The organism is Nocardiopsis sp. NPDC055879 (assembly GCF_053615935.1).
Genome location: NZ_JBSHCT010000015.1, coordinates 84578 through 98981, shown reverse-complemented (window position 1 = coordinate 98981; position 14404 = coordinate 84578). Strand labels below are relative to the sequence as shown.

Genomic DNA, 14404 nt, shown 5'->3' with positions numbered 1-14404 from the left:
TCGGCCGGCTCAGTCCCGGGCGGCCCGTTCCATCTCGGTGAAGGCCGTGGTCAGCTGTTCCTCCGAGGTGGCCAGGTACTCCGACAGTTCCTCGGCGGCGGCCTCCGTGTCCCCGGCCGTCAACGCCAGGTGGATCCTCCGGTTCCAGGGCAGGTAGGGGTCGTGGAACTCACGGGGCGCGGCCATCACGTGGAAGACCAGCCGCGTCTCGGCCAGGACCTGGCGCATGAACTCGTCGACCCGGGCGCTCTGGGCCAGTGCCCCCAGCGCCTCGTGGAAGTGCATGTTGGCGCTGCCCATACGCCACCAGTCGGACTCGGCGCGTGCCTGCTCGCCCGCTTCGACGGCCGCGCCGACCGACCTGATCAGGGGTTCCGGTGCGTGCGCGGCCCCGCGCACGGCGGGCAGTTCCAGGGCACGACGGGCGTTGAACAGGTCCCGCACGTCCTCGCCGGTGGGGTGGGCCACGAACACGCCCCGATGCATGCGGTGCACCAGCAGACGCTCCCGGCTCAGCAATCGGAACGCCTCGCGCAACGTGTTCCGGGAGACCTGGTACTTGCGACTGAGCTTCTCCTCGGACAGGCGTACGCCGGGTGCCAGCTCACCGTCGATGACGAAGGCGCGGAGCATGTCGGCGACGCGTTCGGCCTGGCTGGTGGCGCGCACCATCGCGGGTGTGGGCAGCCGGTCGATGTGGTCGTCGGTCGCCGTCACAGGTTGCCCCCCGCTGTTCGTCCACGCCCGGTGGGGCGCGGTGGTGCCACCAATGTTACGTAGCGGAGTCGAGGAGTTTTTACCGGAGCGCCCCTTATCAGCGGGTCGACGATTGCAGTATTGTTCAACAATCCAACGATGAGGTTGGCCACATCCCAGCTCCTTCAGCCACACTCGGAGAGTCACCCATGAGCGACCAGCCCTCGACGCCACCACCCGTTCCGGTGCGTCCCCGCTTCGGTCGCGTGGCGCTGAGCAGCAGCCTGCTCGGTGCCATGTTCCTGATGGCCACCAGCGCCATCGGCCCCGGCTTCATCACCCAGACGACCACCTTCACCGCGCAGCTCGGCGCCGCCTTCGCCTTCGCGATCCTGATTTCGATCCTCGTGGACATCGCCGTCCAGCTGAACGTCTGGCGGGTCATCGGCGTCTCGAACATGCGGGCACAGGACCTGGCCAACAAGGTCCTGCCGGGCGCCGGTTACCTGCTCGCCGTCCTCATCGTCTTCGGCGGTCTGGTCTTCAACGTCGGGAACATCGCCGGCACCGGGCTCGGCCTCGACGCCATGATCGGACTCGACCCCCGCATCGGCGCGGTCGTCTCCGCCGCCATCGGTGTCGTCATCCTGGCCAGCAACAAGCTCGGTCTGGCCCTGGACCGCGTCCTGGTGGTCCTCGGTGTGCTGATGATCGGCCTCACCCTGTACGTGGCCCTCATCTCCGGCCCGCCGGTCGGCGAGGCCCTGCGCCAGTCCGTCATGCCCGAGGCCGCCAGCGGCGACCTCTTCCTCGCCACCATCACCATCATCGGCGGCACCGTCGGCGGCTACATCACCTACGCGGGCGCGCACCGCCTCATCGAGCGGGGCAAGGGCGGCCGGGAGAACATCGCCGCCATCACCCAGACCTCCGTCACCGGCATCATCGTCACCGGAATCATGCGCGTCGTCCTGTTCCTCGCGATCCTGGGCGTCGTCGCCGGCGGGGCCGACATCATGCAGGCCGCCAACCCCTCTGCGGAGGCCTTCTACCAGGCGGCCGGCGAAGTGGGCATGCGCCTGTTCGGCATGATCATGTGGGCGGCCGCGGTCAGCTCCGTCATCGGTGCCTCCTACACCTCCATCTCCTTCGTCACGACGTTCTCGCCGTGGCTGGAGCGTCACAAGGGCAAGCTGGTCACCGCCTTCATCGGTGTCTCGCTGGTGATCTTCCTGGTCTCCGGCCAGGCCCCGAACACGCTGCTGGTCCTCGCCGGCGCCCTCAACGGCGTCATCCTGCCGGTCGGCCTCGGCCTGCTGCTGTGGGTGGCCTGGCGCCGCTCGGCGACCCTGCTCGACGGCTACCGCTACCCGCGTTGGCTGCTGATCGTCGGCGTGCTCGCCTGGGCCCTCACCGTCTACATGGCGGTGAACTCCCTGGGCGGCATCGCCGCGCTCTGGCAGTAGGACCACCCCGAACCGAGCAACAGGAACCGAAGGAGTACCGCTTTGCGCATCGACCTCAACTCCGACCTCGGCGAGAGCTTCGGTCGCTGGGAACTCGGTGACGACAAGACCCTGCTGTCCATCGTCACCAGCGCCAACGTGGCCTGTGGTTTCCACGCCGGCGACCCCTCCACCCTGCGCCGCACCACCGCCGAGGCGGCGGCCCGCGGAGTGGCCATCGGCGGCCACGTCGCCTACCGCGACCTCGCCGGATTCGGCCGCCGCTTCATGGAGGTTCCACCCGCCGAACTCACCGACGAGGTGCTCTACCAGCTCGGCGCCCTGTCGGTCTTCGCCCGCCTGGGCGGGCAGAGCCTGCGGTACGTCAAGCCGCACGGTGCCCTGTACAACGCGATCGTCCACCACGAGGAACAGGCCGCCGCCGTCGTCGAGGCCGTCCACGCCTTCGACCCCGAGCTGCCGGTGCTGGGCCTGCCCGGCTCCCGCTTCCTGGAGAAGGCGGAGAAGGCGGGCCTGCCCACCTACCGGGAGGCCTTCGCCGACCGCGCCTACACCCCCGAGGGCACCCTCGTCTCGCGCCGCGAGGCCGGTTCCGTGCTGCACGACCCCGACGCCATCGCCGCTCGCTGCCTGCGCATGGCCCGAGGAGAACCCATCACCGCCATCGACGGCACCGAGATCCTGGTCGAGGCCGACTCCCTGTGCGTGCACGGCGACAGCCCCGGCGCCGTGGACATCGCCCGAGCCGTCGCCGAACGACTGCGCGCGGAGGGGATCACCGTGGCCCCCTTCACCGCCGCCTGACCCGAACCACCACTTTGGAGCAGTCCTTGCGCGTCCTGAACTGCGCGGACACCGGGGTCCTGGTCGAGGTCGCCGACCTCGCCCAGGTCATCGCCCTGGGCGCCGCCCTGGAGTCGGCCCCGCTACCGGGCGTCACCGACGTCGTCCCCGCCGCACGCACGGTCCTGCTGCGGTTGTCGCCCGGCACCGATCCCGGCAGGGTCGCCGCCGCCGTCACCGAGATCCCCCTGGCCGTGGACATCGGCCGGGGGACGGGGGAGACCGTCACCATCCCGGTGCACTACGACGGGGAGGACCTCGACGACATCGCCGAACTCATCGGGTTGAGCCCGCGCGAGGTCGTGCGCGCGCACACCGCGGCCACCTGGACCGTCGCCTTCTGCGGGTTCGCACCCGGATTCGGCTACATGGTCGGCGACGACCCGCGATTCCGGGTGCCTCGGCGCGGCGAGGCGCGCACGCGGGTGCCCAAGGGATCGGTGGCGCTGGCCGGGGAGTTCACCGGCCTGTACCCGCGTAGCTCCCCCGGCGGCTGGCAGCTCCTGGGCCACACCGACGCCGTCACCTGGGACCTGGAGCGCGACCCGCCGGGGCTGCTGCGCCCGGGAGTGCGCGTGCGCTTCGAGGAGGCCGCGTGAGCTCCCTGGAGATCCTGGCCACCGGGCCCATGAGCACCGTGCAGGACACCGGGCGCTTCGGCCACGCCGCCCTCGGGGTGGGCCGCTCGGGCGCCGCCGACGCGTGTTCCCACGCCCTGGCCAACCGCATCCTCGCGAACCCGCCGGAGGCCGCCACCCTGGAGGTCACCCTCGGTGGGCTGCGGGTGCGCGCCCGCGGCCCGGTCACCGTCGCGGTGACCGGTGCCGCGACCCCGGTGCGGGTCGACGCCCGGGGCGCCGCCGTCAACGAGGTCCTACACCTGCCCGACGGGGCCGAACTCTCCCTCGGCGTCCCCGCCCGTGGCCTGCGTTCCTACCTGGCCGTGCGCGGGGGCATCGACGTGACGCCCGTGCTGGGTTCGCGCAGCACCGACGTGCTCGCCGGCCTCGGCCCGGCCCTGCCCGAGCCGGGCGACCTGTTGCCCGTCGGACCGGCTCCCCTGGCCCGGCCGCTCTTGGACCACGTGCCCACCGCCCCGGTCGGCGCCGACGAGGTGCGTCTGCGGGTGCGACTCGGCCCGCGCGAGGACTGGTTCACCGAACGGGCCCACCGGACGTTGTTCGACGACCTCTTCGAGGTGACCTCACGCAGTGACCGGGTAGGCGCTCGCCTGGCGGGTCCGACCTTGGAACGCTCCCGCGAGGGCGAGCTGCCCAGTGAGGGCATGGTGCCCGGCTCCCTGCAAGTGCCGACCCAGGGAGAACCCGTCCTGTTTCTGGCCGATCACCCCGTCACCGGCGGCTACCCGGTCATCGCGGTGGTGTGCGCGGCGGACCTGCCCGTCGCCGCCCAGGCCCGACCCGGTACCCGCATCCGCTTCGTCCAATGGAGGTAGAACCCATGAGCCCCGAGACCGCCTCCCCGGCGGACCTGTCGCCCGCCCGGGCCCGGGAGCTGTTCCGCACCGGGACACGTGTGCCCACCTCCGGCTACAGCCACGGCTACGCCCAGGCCAACCTGCTGTGCCTGCCGCGTGACCTGGCCTTCGACTTCCTGCTGTTCGCCCAGCGCAACCCCAAGTCCTGTCCGGTCCTGGACGTCACCGAACCCGGCGACGTGTCCGCCTCGGTGTTCGACGGCGACCTGCGCACCGACCTGCCCGCCTACCGCGTGTACCGCGACGGGAAGTACGTCGAGGAACGCGCCGAGGTCACCGACCTGTGGCGCGAGGACCTGGTGTCCTTCCTCATCGGGTGCAGCTTCACGTTCGAGACCCCGCTGCTGGAGGCCGGTGTACCGGTCCGGCACATCGAGGCGGGCACCAACGTCGCCATGTACGAGACCGACCGGCCGTGCCGCCCCGCCGGCCGGTTCTCCGGACCGCTCGTGGTCTCCATGCGCCCGATCCCCGCCCACCAGGTCGCCGACGCGGTGCGGATCACCTCCCGCTACCCGGCCGTGCACGGCGCCCCCGTGCACGTGGGCGACCCGTCGGCCCTGGGCATCGCGGACCTGTCCAGGCCGGACTACGGCGACCCGGTGGAGGTCCGCGAGGGCGAGATCCCCGTCTTCTGGGCCTGTGGGGTCACCCCGCAGGCCGCGGTGATGGCCTCGGCCCCGGAGTTCGCCATCGGCCACGCCCCGGGCCACATGGCCATCACCGACGTCCGCGACTCCACCTACCAGGTCCCCTGACCGATCGGTGACCTCAGGGGCACACGAAGTTGTCGTTGAGCCAGGCCGGCAGCAGGATCAACAGCACGAGTATCACGACGTTGGCGAGTCGGTCGGGCACTGTGCCTCCTTATGGGCCGGGGCCGACAAGGGACCGTTCTACCGGTCCCCGTCCGGCCCCGGAGGGCTTTGGCCGGCACCGGCCAACCGGGTGAATCCACCACGGTGACGGCCTTGGCCTGGCACAATGCCCGCCCCTTCCAGGCTCGCTCGGCTCAGCGTTCCTCGCCGGTGGGGGAGTCCGGGAACGACTCCCCGGACCGGTCACGCCCACCGAACAGTCGCGATCCACGCCCACGCGTCCCACCGGCGCCGCTCGCGTAGAAGGTCTTCGCCGCCCTGCGCGCGTCGTCGTCCTCCGCCTGCCGCGCCATCGCCTCCATCGCCCGCGCCTGGCCGGCCATCTCCTTGCCGATTCCTCCGGGTCCGGCGAACGGCTGCGCCATCCGCGCCCGCCGGATCCGCGCACCGCTCTCCCGGAGGTACCGGGCGGCCTCTTCCCGCGAGCCCCGGCGCATGGCCTCCGAAGCGCGACGCTTGGCCGACCGCGCCTCCTGGAACAGCTCCTCGGCGCGCACCCGTTCGTCCGCCTCGCGTCGGTCCACCCGCCAAGCGGTCCGCACCCGCACCTCCAAGGTCTCGGTGTGCGACGCCAAGGTCACCGGATCGACGTGCGTGAGTTCCACCCTCGCCAACACCACGTCCTCACCGGCCCCCCGCTTCTCGGCCTCCGCGAGCACCGCGGTGGACACCCGCAGCAACGATCGGCGGCTCTCCCCGGAGAAGAGGTCGCCCAGCTCCACCATGAGCGTGCCGTCGTCCAACCGGTCCGCGGGGGTCTCACCCACCATCGACACCCGCTCCACGAACTCGCCGCCCCGGACCGTCATCGACGTCGCCTGCGCGGTCTTGGCCAGCAGGTACTCCGTCTCCTGCGCGATGAGCCCGCCGGCCGTGTCGGGGTCCTCCGCGAACAGCGCGCTGCCCGCGCCGCCCTCGGAGATCGCCCCCAGCAACTCCTCGTCGTACCCGAGTCCGTAACCCAGGGTGGTGACGGTGATCCCGTGTAGGTAGGCGTCACGCGCCACCTCCCGCAACAGATCGTGGTCGGTGGTCCCCTGGTTGGCGTGCCCGTCGGAGATCAGCAGCAGGGTGGCGCCCCGGTCCTCGCTCGCCCGTCGCGCCTCCTGGACCCCGCGGAGCAGCCCGCTCGACAGGTCCGTGCCACCGTGTGCCCGCACCTGGGACAGCCGTTGGCGCAGGGAGTCCTTGTCGAGGAGCGGCCCGGCCGGCACCTCCACCTTCACCCGGGTGTTGAAGGACACCAGCCCGAAGCGGTCGGTGGGATCCAACCGGTCCACGAGCCCGTGCAGGGCCTCGACCACCCCCTCGATGCGACGGTCCTTGGTCATCGACCCGCTCCGGTCCACCACCACCTCCAAGGTGGCCGGCGGGCGGGCTCGGCCGGGCGCGCGTTCGGGCGCCTCGACCTCCAAGAGGACGAGCACCGAGTCGGAGGTGTTGAGGGCGACGACGTCGAATTCCGGCCGAGCTGACATCTTCATGGACCGCTCCAGGGTTTTCGGCTGGGAACCAAGCCTAGGGAGACGGGCCGTGCGGCGCGGTGCGCTCCGATGTCCGGAAGCGGCCACGGACGGTCACCACCGGCCCCACGGCCCATCGAGGGCCGCTCAGGTCCGATCCAGCACCGACAGCCGGCCGTCGCGCATCTCCAACACTCGTCCGGCCGCGCCCAGGTATTCGGTGTCGTGCGTGACCAGCAGGGTCGCCACCTCGAACTCTCGGGTCGCCTCCGCCACCAGGTCGATGATGGCCGCACCCCGCTCGTGGTCCAGTGCCGCCGTGGGCTCGTCCACCAACAGCGCGCTCGGCCGTCCCGACAACGCCCGGGCGATGTTCACCCGCTGACGCTCACCACCGGACAGCTGGTGCGGCCGGCGCCGCTCCTTACCGGCCAGACCCACCGCGGCGAGGGTCTCCATCGCCCGAGCCCGCGCGCGGTGCGGTGACCGGGCCCGCATGTGTTCGGTGACCAGCAGCTGCTCCACCACGGTCAGTGACGAGATCAGGTTCGGCTGCTGGAAGACGATGCCGACCCGCTCCAACCGCAGTGCGGTCAGCTCACGGGGGCGTAGCCCCAGCGTCTCCACACCGCCCACGACCACCCGGCCCGAATCCGGGCGGATCAGGGTGGCGGCCACCGCCAACAGGCTCGACTTGCCCGAGCCCGACGGGCCGACCACGGCGGTCAGCTCACCGGGGGCCACGTCGACCGACACCCGGTCCAGGGCGGTCACCACCCCGTCGCCGTCGGGGTAGGTCAGGGTCACATTGTTCAGTTCCAGGCTCATCGGACGCCTCCCAAGGCGGTCAACGGGTCGACGGAGGTGATGCGGCGAACCGCCAAGACCGCGCCGAGCATGCCCAGCACGACCATGGCGATCACCGGCCCGACCGTGGTGGTCACGGTCAGGGAGAACGGCAGCACCGAACCGGCCAGGGCGCCCAGGCCCACGCCCACGGCGCCACCGACGGCGGTGCCCGCGGTCAGCACGATCAACGCCTGGGCCAGGGCGTCGCGCAGCAGGTACCGGGTCGATCCGCCGAGCGCCTTGAGGATCGCGATGTCCCCGCCGCGCTGGATCGTCCACACGGTCAGGAACGCTCCGATCACCATCGCGGAGATCGCGTACAGGAACGCCTGCATGGTGACCAGCGAACTGTTCTCCGAGGAGAACGAGCCGATCGCGCGAAGACTGTCCGACAGGCCGGCGGTGACGGTGCCGGCCTCCGCGTCTGCCTGCTCGACCGCAGCGGCCAGGGACACGTCGGTGGCCACCACGTTGGCCACCGGGGCGTCATCGCCCTCGGCGTGCCGCACCCGCGGGTCGATCTCCCGCCAGGTGTCGATGTCGGTCCACACCGCGGGGGTGTGGCTGTAGGACTCGGTGGGCGCGGTCGCGGTCACCGTCAGCTCGGACCCGCCCACGGTGACGGTGTCGCCCTCGGCGACCCCGAAGTCCTCGGCGACCTCCTCGCTCACCACCAGGCTGCCGGAGCCGGTCAGGCCCTCGGGCGCCAGTCGGCCGTCGGCGGGCACACCGAACAGCGCGGCGGCGGTGCCGTTGCCGTCGTCGAACTCGACCCGGCTCTGGGTGATGCCCAGCGGCTCCGCCCACTCCACCCCCTCGGTGGCGGCCCAGGTGTCGAGCTGGGCCCGGGTGACGGTGCTGTCGGCGTAGGACTCCTCCGGGTCGCCGTCACCGGAGGTGCCGAAGGAGACGTGGGTGGCGGGCAGGTTCTTGATCGCGGAGGTGGACTGGTCGGCCAGCCCGGCGGTCAGCCCCGACAACAGGACGATCAACAGGGTGATCAGCGCGACGACGGAGCCCATCAGCGCGAACCGCCCCTTGGCGAAGCGGATGTCACGAAGGGCGACGAACACGGCGGCCCTCCTTTCCGGGAGATTTCGATGTGCTTCCAGCCTCGTCGCGCGCAAGATCATCGACATCGGATGAAGGGAGCGTCCTCGGGGGCGGTGAGGTGGAGCGAGAACTCCATCGAATGGTTGATGCCGCCGCACAGGCGCACGTCGTACGCTGCGGTGATGCGTTACAGCGGAGGGTGGGCGGCCGAACCGCCCGGGGTGACGACGGTGCTGCGGGCGCTGCGTCTGCTCCTGCACGCCTGCTTCCTGTTCCTGCTGGGGGTGGCCACGTCCCGCTACCTGATCGGTGCGCTCGGGCAGGGCTCCCCGGCCACGGAACCCGCCCATCCGGAGTGGACCCGGTGGGCGGTGGTGTGCGGAGCGGTCCTGCTGGGCGTGGTCTACTGCTCCGGCGCGCTGGTCGCCCGGCACGACGTCCACCGCACCCGATCACTGGCGTGGCTGGCCGCCGTCACCGTGTTGTGGGCCCTCCTGGCCTGGGCCGACCCCGACTTCGTGTGGCTGGCCTTCCCCCTGTACTTCCTGCACCTGAACCTGCTGCGCGGTGCGCACTCGGTGATCGCTGTCGTGGTCATCACCGCGACCGTGGTCCTCGGGCAGGCCCTGCACACCGGCGACCTCACGGCGGGGATGGTGCTGGGACCGGTGCTCGGGGCGGTGTTCGCGGTCGCGATCGCCGTCGGGTACATGGCCCTGCACCGCGAGAGCGAACGGCGCCGGGAACTCATCGAGACACTCACCCGCACCCGCGACGAACTCGCCGAGTCCCAACGGCGTACCGGCGTGTTGGACGAGCGCGAACGCCTGGCCCGGGAGATCCACGACACCCTTGCCCAAGGCCTGTCCAGCATCGTCCTGTTGTTGCGCTCCGCGGAGAACGCCCTGCCCGAGGACCCCGACCTGGCCGCCACCCGTATCGCGGAGGCCAGAGAGAGCGCGTCCACCAACCTCGCCGAGGCGCGCGGGTTCGTGCGCGACCTCGCACCGCCATCCCTCACCGGAGCCGACCTCCCCGAAGCCCTGAGCAGGCTCTGCGCCAAGGTCGCCCGCACCGACGGAATCGACTGCCGGCTGCGTACGGACGGCACCCCCACCGAACTACCCTCGGGCTACGAGGTGGCGTTGCTGCGCGCGGCCCAGGCCAGCCTCGCCAACGTCTCCGCGCACGCCCGCGCCACCACCGCCGTGGTCACCCTCGGCTATCTGGGGGAGGAGGTCACCCTGGACGTGTACGACGACGGGGTGGGTTTCGTACCCGAGGAGGCCCGGACCCGAGCCGACGGCAGCGGATACGGGATCACCGCGCTGCGCGAACGCGTGGCCGCCCTGGGAGGTGGGCTGCACGTGGAGTCCGCGCCCGGCGAGGGCACCGCCATCGCCGTCCGACTACCCCTGACCCGGAAGACGACTTCGTTGGAGGAGGGCCGGTGAGCACCGAGGAGGGCGCGGCGCGCCTGCGCATCCTGCTGGTGGACGACCACCCCGTCGTACGCCACGGACTCAAGGCGATGTTCGCCGAACGCGCGGACATGGACGTGGTCGCCGAAGCCGCCGATGGGAGGGCGGCCCTGGACACCCTCCGATCCGGGACGGGTGTGGACGTCGTGCTGATGGACCTGCGCATGGGGGCCGGGATGGACGGGGTCACCGCCATCCGGGCCATCACGGCCTTGACCGACCCACCGCCCGTGCTGGTGCTGACCACCTACGACACCGACGCGGACATCCTCGCCGCGGTGGAGGCCGGCGCCACCGGTTACATGCTCAAGGACGCTCCGCCGGACCAGCTGTGCGAGGCGGTGCACACCGCCGCGCGCGGACAGACCGCGCTGGCCCCCGACGTCGCCGACCGTCTCATGGACCGGCTGCGTTCGCCGGTACCGACCCTGAGCGGCCGCGAACTGGAGATCCTCGGGTTGTTGGCCATGGGCCTGTCCAACCGGGCGATCTCCAAACGGCTGTTCATCAGCGAGGCGACGGTCAAGACCCACCTGGTGCACGTGTTCGAGAAGTTGGGCGTGGACAACCGGACCGCGGCCATCACCACCGCGCTGCGCAGAGGCCTCATCCGCGTGGACTGAGCCCCTCCTTCGCCTTGGTGGCCTTGTCCGGGCGCAGACCCAGTCGGTTCAGCTCCAGTGCGGCCAATCGGTCCACCGTCGCCGACTCGTCCTCTCGCCAGGCGCGGGCCGGGTCCTCGTGCACCTCCATGAGCCTGGTGGGGGAGACCGTGGACAGCGCGCGCAGCGCCAACAACCGGGTGCGCGCCTCGGCGGACATCGCGCTCATCCGCCTGGTCGCGGTGGCGCGGTGGATCCAGCGGACACGCGCCGGCAACCAGGTCGCCGCCAGCAGGAACAGCGGAATGACCGCGACCAGCATCGGCAGGGTGAACGCCAGCGAGGCCACCGACTCCTGGAAGGAGTCTCCGGCCGCGGTCAGGGACTCGCCGGTCTCGCCGAGGTTGGTGAACGGCGTGGCCAGGGCGTCCCCGGCCAGCGGCACCTGCCCGACGTTCTCGGCGGCGGTGTTCATGTGCTCGGTGAACCCCTGGCCCGTGTCGGCCATCAGTTCGCCGGGTCGGTTCAGCGACAGGATCAGGTCGCGTAGGGACAGCGCTGCGGAGATCCACACGAACACCCAGGTCAATGCGGCCAAGTCGGAGACAAGTTGCACACAGGCGCGGACGGGGGTGTCGGCGTACGGCTTCACGGGGGCTCCCGGGGGGTCAGGGGCGGCTGGTCGTGGCCCACTCTCCCGTTACCCGTTTCGCCCCCACCACACGCGAAACCACGCTGTGGAGTCGGCGCACATCCCCGATATGTCGGGGCCAGCCGCCGTCAGGGGGATTCCCGTCGTGCGCGCGAGGGGAGCAGGAACACGAGGCCGAAAGTGAGCGCCGACGCCACTCCCATGGCGATGACTGCCGTGCCGAACGACCCGGCGATGAACAGCGTGCCGAGCACCGCGACCCCGATGGCGGACCCGAGCCGCTGCACGGCGTTGAGCACCCCCGAAGCCGAACCCACCTCGTGGTCGTCGACGCAGGCCAGGATGAAATCGAACAGCGGAGCGATCATCGCCCCCATGCCGAGTCCGACGATGAGCACGCCGGGCACGAGACGCCAGACGCTGTCCGCCGGTTCCGGAAACAGCGTGAACAGGGTGATGAGGCCGATGCCGGTCACGACCAGGCCGAGGTCGATCAGCAGGCCCGCGAGGATCGGCCCGCACACCGCGGACACACCCATGACCGGCCCGAACATCGCCAGGGCCTTGACCAGTTCCTTCGGCGGGAACATCTCCTTGATCATGCCGAAGCCCTGCGGAAGCATCACGGCCCCGAAGAGGCCCTGCAGGACCCGGCTCGCGATCAACGCCCCCTCCGAGGGCGCCGCCGCGCACAGCAGGGAGGTGAGGACGAACCCGAGCACGCCGACCAAGAACATCCGCTTGCGGCCGAAGACGTCGCCCAACCGGCCCCCGATGATCAGTCCGACGGCCATCGCGAGCGAATAGCCGGCCACGATCGACGTGTCGAGCAGGTCCATCGCCTCGGCACCGAGGATGACGGCGAGGGCGGCCCAACGTTTCTTGTACGGCTCGGTGCGTGCCTGGACCGCGACGGACATCATGTGTCTCCTAGACCAGGTGCAGGGGCTGGTCGTGGTACCCCCGAGGGGCGATGACCTCGTCCAACCAGTCGAAGACGCGGGTGTGGGCCGGTCGCTGCGCGCCGGCCCGGCAGTGGGCACCGGCGCCTTCCTCAGCGGTGAACCGAAGCAGGGTCTTCTCACAGGTCAGGTGCTCATACAGCAGCTCGGGCCGACCCTGGAAGAAATCGTCCTCGGTGCCGGCGCACACCAGGGTGGGGCAGGCGATCCGCTCGGCGACGCCGTCGCGCAGGTGGTAGTCCAGGTAAGCGGCGGCGAACGCGCGCGGCGTGGACGCCCCCAGGACGTACATCCCCTGCTGGACGGCCCAGCGCGCCGTCGGGTCGTCCGCCATGGCGCGCTCGAAGGCGGCGTCCATCTCGGGATCGTCGTCGGCGCGCAGCCGACGTTCGGTTACCGGACCCAACACGTGCGGTTCGTTCCAGACGGCTTCGTACTCGCCGGATCGGTGCCTGCCCGTGTGGGAGTTCAGGGGAGCCAATCGGGAACGGATCCGGTCAGGCCTGAGCGGTGGTCTCCCGGTCGCGGACGCGCACGATCTGGCTGAGCACCGCCAGCACCGGCAGTTCCACCAACGGGCCGACCACCAGGGCCACCGCGATCAACGGGCGGTCGGGGAACGCCGCCACCGCGATCGCCAGGGCCACCGGGGAGTTGCGCGCCACGGTCGTCATGGTGAGCGTGACCTTCTGGTCGGCGGGCAACCGGAGCAGCCGACTCACTCCGACCGCCACCAACGGCATGACCAGGAAGAACGCCGCCAACGGAAGGAGAAGGACCGCAAGGTCGCCCAAGTGCGCCATGACCGTGCGGGCCTGCCCGGCGAACATGGCGAACACCGCCACGTACAGCAGCGGAAGCACCGAGGCCGAGGCCCCCGACACCAGCCTTTCCTCCCGCCATTCGGCACCCCGCCAACGTAGGGCCGACCACCGGGCCACCACCGCCAGCACCAAGGGCACCACCAGAACCAGAAGCACCGCCTCCACCAGTGTGCCGGAGTCGACCATCGCCGCCTCCCCGCCCAACAACAGGATGTAGACGGGCAGCAGCAGCAGTTGGAGCACCAGGTTCACCGGTAGTACGGCGGCCGCGACCCCCATGTGTCCCCGAGCCAGGCCGGTGAACACCAGGTACCAGTCCGTGCACGGGGTGACCAGAAGAAGGAGGAGCCCGATCCGCAGGTCGGGAGAGTCGCCCAACAGGCCTGTCCCGAGAGCCCACGCGAACAGCGGGGTGAACACGAAGTTCAGCACCAGACCGGTGATCACGACCGTGCGCGCGCCGCGAACCTGACGGACCTGGGCGGCGTCCACCTGGACGAACACCGCGACCAACATGAGCATCAGCGCCGGCAGGACGAGGTACCCGGCCACTTCACCGATCGGCCACAACAGACCGACGCCCAGTCCCAGCGCGGCGGCGAGCGCCACGAACACGCTTTGGAACTTCTCTGACGTGGACACGGTCTGGTCGCCTGCGGCTTTCCGAACAGTGGAGCGAGTGGACTGCCCACCCAGGCTAGCCGACCTCCACAGCCGCGCCTCGGTGGATGTCTCGCGTTAGACCCTGGAACCCGGCTGAGCGGATACCCATCGAAGCAGGCGAGCGCTGTTGCTCGGGCACGATGGCTTCCCGCCGTCGCTCGGGCACGGTGGCTTCCCGCCGTTCCGAGGGTGGGGGAGTTTGCCTGGCCTGGGGGTCTCGGGTGTCGGGTCTTGGAGTTGTTGGGCGTTGTTCGGGTGGTTGGTGGGGCGCCTGGGGTCGGGAGCCCTCCGGTTTACGGGCGTCGCTCAGGTGGGTGCTGGGGCGCCTCAGGTTTCTGGCTCTGGGGGTTGTTGGGCGTTGCTCGGGTGGGTTCTCCCTCCTTCCCCGCCGCGTGATTGTTGCCGCCCGCACCGCACGCGTCAAGGCGATGTCGGGTTCTGTAGCGATGGGGCTGGTGGCCTTGACCCGTGCGG

Annotated in this window: 15 protein-coding genes; 7 read left to right on the top strand and 8 right to left on the bottom strand. The window is 70.8% G+C overall.

All coding sequences use genetic code 11. From position 1 onward, the window contains the following. Positions 1-9: 9 nt before the first annotated feature. Positions 10-717 (bottom strand): GntR family transcriptional regulator, encoded by a 708-nt coding sequence (locus ACWGKS_RS19130; protein WP_358510214.1) that lies wholly within the window; start codon positions 715-717, stop codon positions 10-12. A gap of 188 nt (positions 718-905) precedes the next feature. On the opposite strand from ACWGKS_RS19130, the gene ACWGKS_RS19125 reads away from it, so the two are divergent. The 5 genes from ACWGKS_RS19125 to ACWGKS_RS19105 are packed head-to-tail and all read left to right on the top strand — an operon-like array spanning position 906 to position 5261. Next, positions 906-2162 carry an NRAMP family divalent metal transporter gene (locus tag ACWGKS_RS19125; protein ID WP_358510217.1) on the top strand — a complete coding sequence of 419 codons (1257 nt, stop codon included), beginning with the start codon at positions 906-908 and terminating at the stop codon, positions 2160-2162. 42 nt (positions 2163-2204) lie between these two features. Further along, positions 2205-2966: a LamB/YcsF family protein gene (locus ACWGKS_RS19120; protein ID WP_358510220.1), complete on the top strand. Its 762-nt coding sequence runs from the start codon at positions 2205-2207 to the stop codon at positions 2964-2966. Between the two features lie 26 nt (positions 2967-2992). Continuing rightward, positions 2993-3604, top strand: a complete 612-nt coding sequence (locus ACWGKS_RS19115; protein ID WP_358510223.1) for a 5-oxoprolinase subunit B family protein — start codon at positions 2993-2995, stop codon at positions 3602-3604. Continuing rightward, positions 3601-4461: a 5-oxoprolinase subunit C family protein gene (locus ACWGKS_RS19110; protein WP_452523391.1), complete on the top strand. Its 861-nt coding sequence runs from the start codon at positions 3601-3603 to the stop codon at positions 4459-4461. Before ACWGKS_RS19115 ends, ACWGKS_RS19110 begins: the two co-directional genes overlap by 4 nt. Positions 4462-4466: 5 nt before the next feature. Then, a complete protein-coding gene (locus ACWGKS_RS19105; RefSeq protein WP_358510229.1) occupies positions 4467-5261 on the top strand; it encodes a putative hydro-lyase in 795 nt (264 codons plus the stop codon). 254 nt (positions 5262-5515) lie between these two features. On the opposite strand, the gene ACWGKS_RS19100 is transcribed toward ACWGKS_RS19105, so the two are convergent. From ACWGKS_RS19100 to ACWGKS_RS19090, 3 genes are read right to left on the bottom strand one after another with little or no spacing between them, the layout of a single operon-like run. After that, entirely contained in the window at positions 5516-6952 is a 1437-nt protein-coding gene (locus tag ACWGKS_RS19100) for a vWA domain-containing protein (RefSeq protein WP_452523389.1), read from the bottom strand. Between the two features lie 39 nt (positions 6953-6991). Continuing rightward, complete coding sequence (locus ACWGKS_RS19095) at positions 6992-7672, bottom strand: ABC transporter ATP-binding protein (RefSeq protein WP_358510234.1); 681 nt, start codon at positions 7670-7672, stop codon at positions 6992-6994. Continuing rightward, entirely contained in the window at positions 7669-8766 is a 1098-nt protein-coding gene (locus ACWGKS_RS19090) for an ABC transporter permease (protein WP_452523388.1), read from the bottom strand. The genes ACWGKS_RS19095 and ACWGKS_RS19090 overlap by 4 nt, the downstream gene beginning before the upstream one ends. Before the next feature lie 162 nt (positions 8767-8928). Here ACWGKS_RS19090 and ACWGKS_RS19085 point away from each other — a divergent pair, with 162 nt between their 5' ends. Both ACWGKS_RS19085 and ACWGKS_RS19080 read left to right on the top strand, forming a co-directional pair. After that, positions 8929-10200 carry a sensor histidine kinase gene (locus tag ACWGKS_RS19085; protein ID WP_358510240.1) on the top strand — a complete coding sequence of 424 codons (1272 nt, stop codon included), beginning with the start codon at positions 8929-8931 and terminating at the stop codon, positions 10198-10200. Then, positions 10197-10850, top strand: a complete 654-nt coding sequence (locus ACWGKS_RS19080; protein ID WP_358510243.1) for a response regulator transcription factor — start codon at positions 10197-10199, stop codon at positions 10848-10850. Before ACWGKS_RS19085 ends, ACWGKS_RS19080 begins: the two co-directional genes overlap by 4 nt. Here ACWGKS_RS19080 and ACWGKS_RS19075 read toward each other — a convergent pair. From ACWGKS_RS19075 to ACWGKS_RS19060, 4 genes are all read right to left on the bottom strand, one after another. Beyond that, complete coding sequence (locus tag ACWGKS_RS19075; RefSeq protein ID WP_358510246.1) at positions 10834-11481, bottom strand: hypothetical protein; 648 nt, start codon at positions 11479-11481, stop codon at positions 10834-10836. The two genes, ACWGKS_RS19080 and ACWGKS_RS19075, sit on opposite strands and share 17 nt — an antisense overlap. Positions 11482-11609: 128 nt before the next feature. Continuing rightward, entirely contained in the window at positions 11610-12404 is a 795-nt protein-coding gene (locus tag ACWGKS_RS19070; protein WP_358510247.1) for an MFS transporter, read from the bottom strand. A 7-nt stretch (positions 12405-12411) separates the two neighbouring features. Continuing rightward, a complete protein-coding gene (locus ACWGKS_RS19065; RefSeq protein ID WP_452523385.1) occupies positions 12412-12924 on the bottom strand; it encodes a hypothetical protein in 513 nt (170 codons plus the stop codon). A gap of 16 nt (positions 12925-12940) precedes the next feature. After that, the gene (locus tag ACWGKS_RS19060) at positions 12941-13909 is read right to left on the bottom strand and encodes an arsenic resistance protein (RefSeq protein WP_358510253.1); all 969 of its coding nucleotides are present in this window, start codon (positions 13907-13909) and stop codon (positions 12941-12943) included. Positions 13910-14404: the final 495 nt, after the last annotated feature.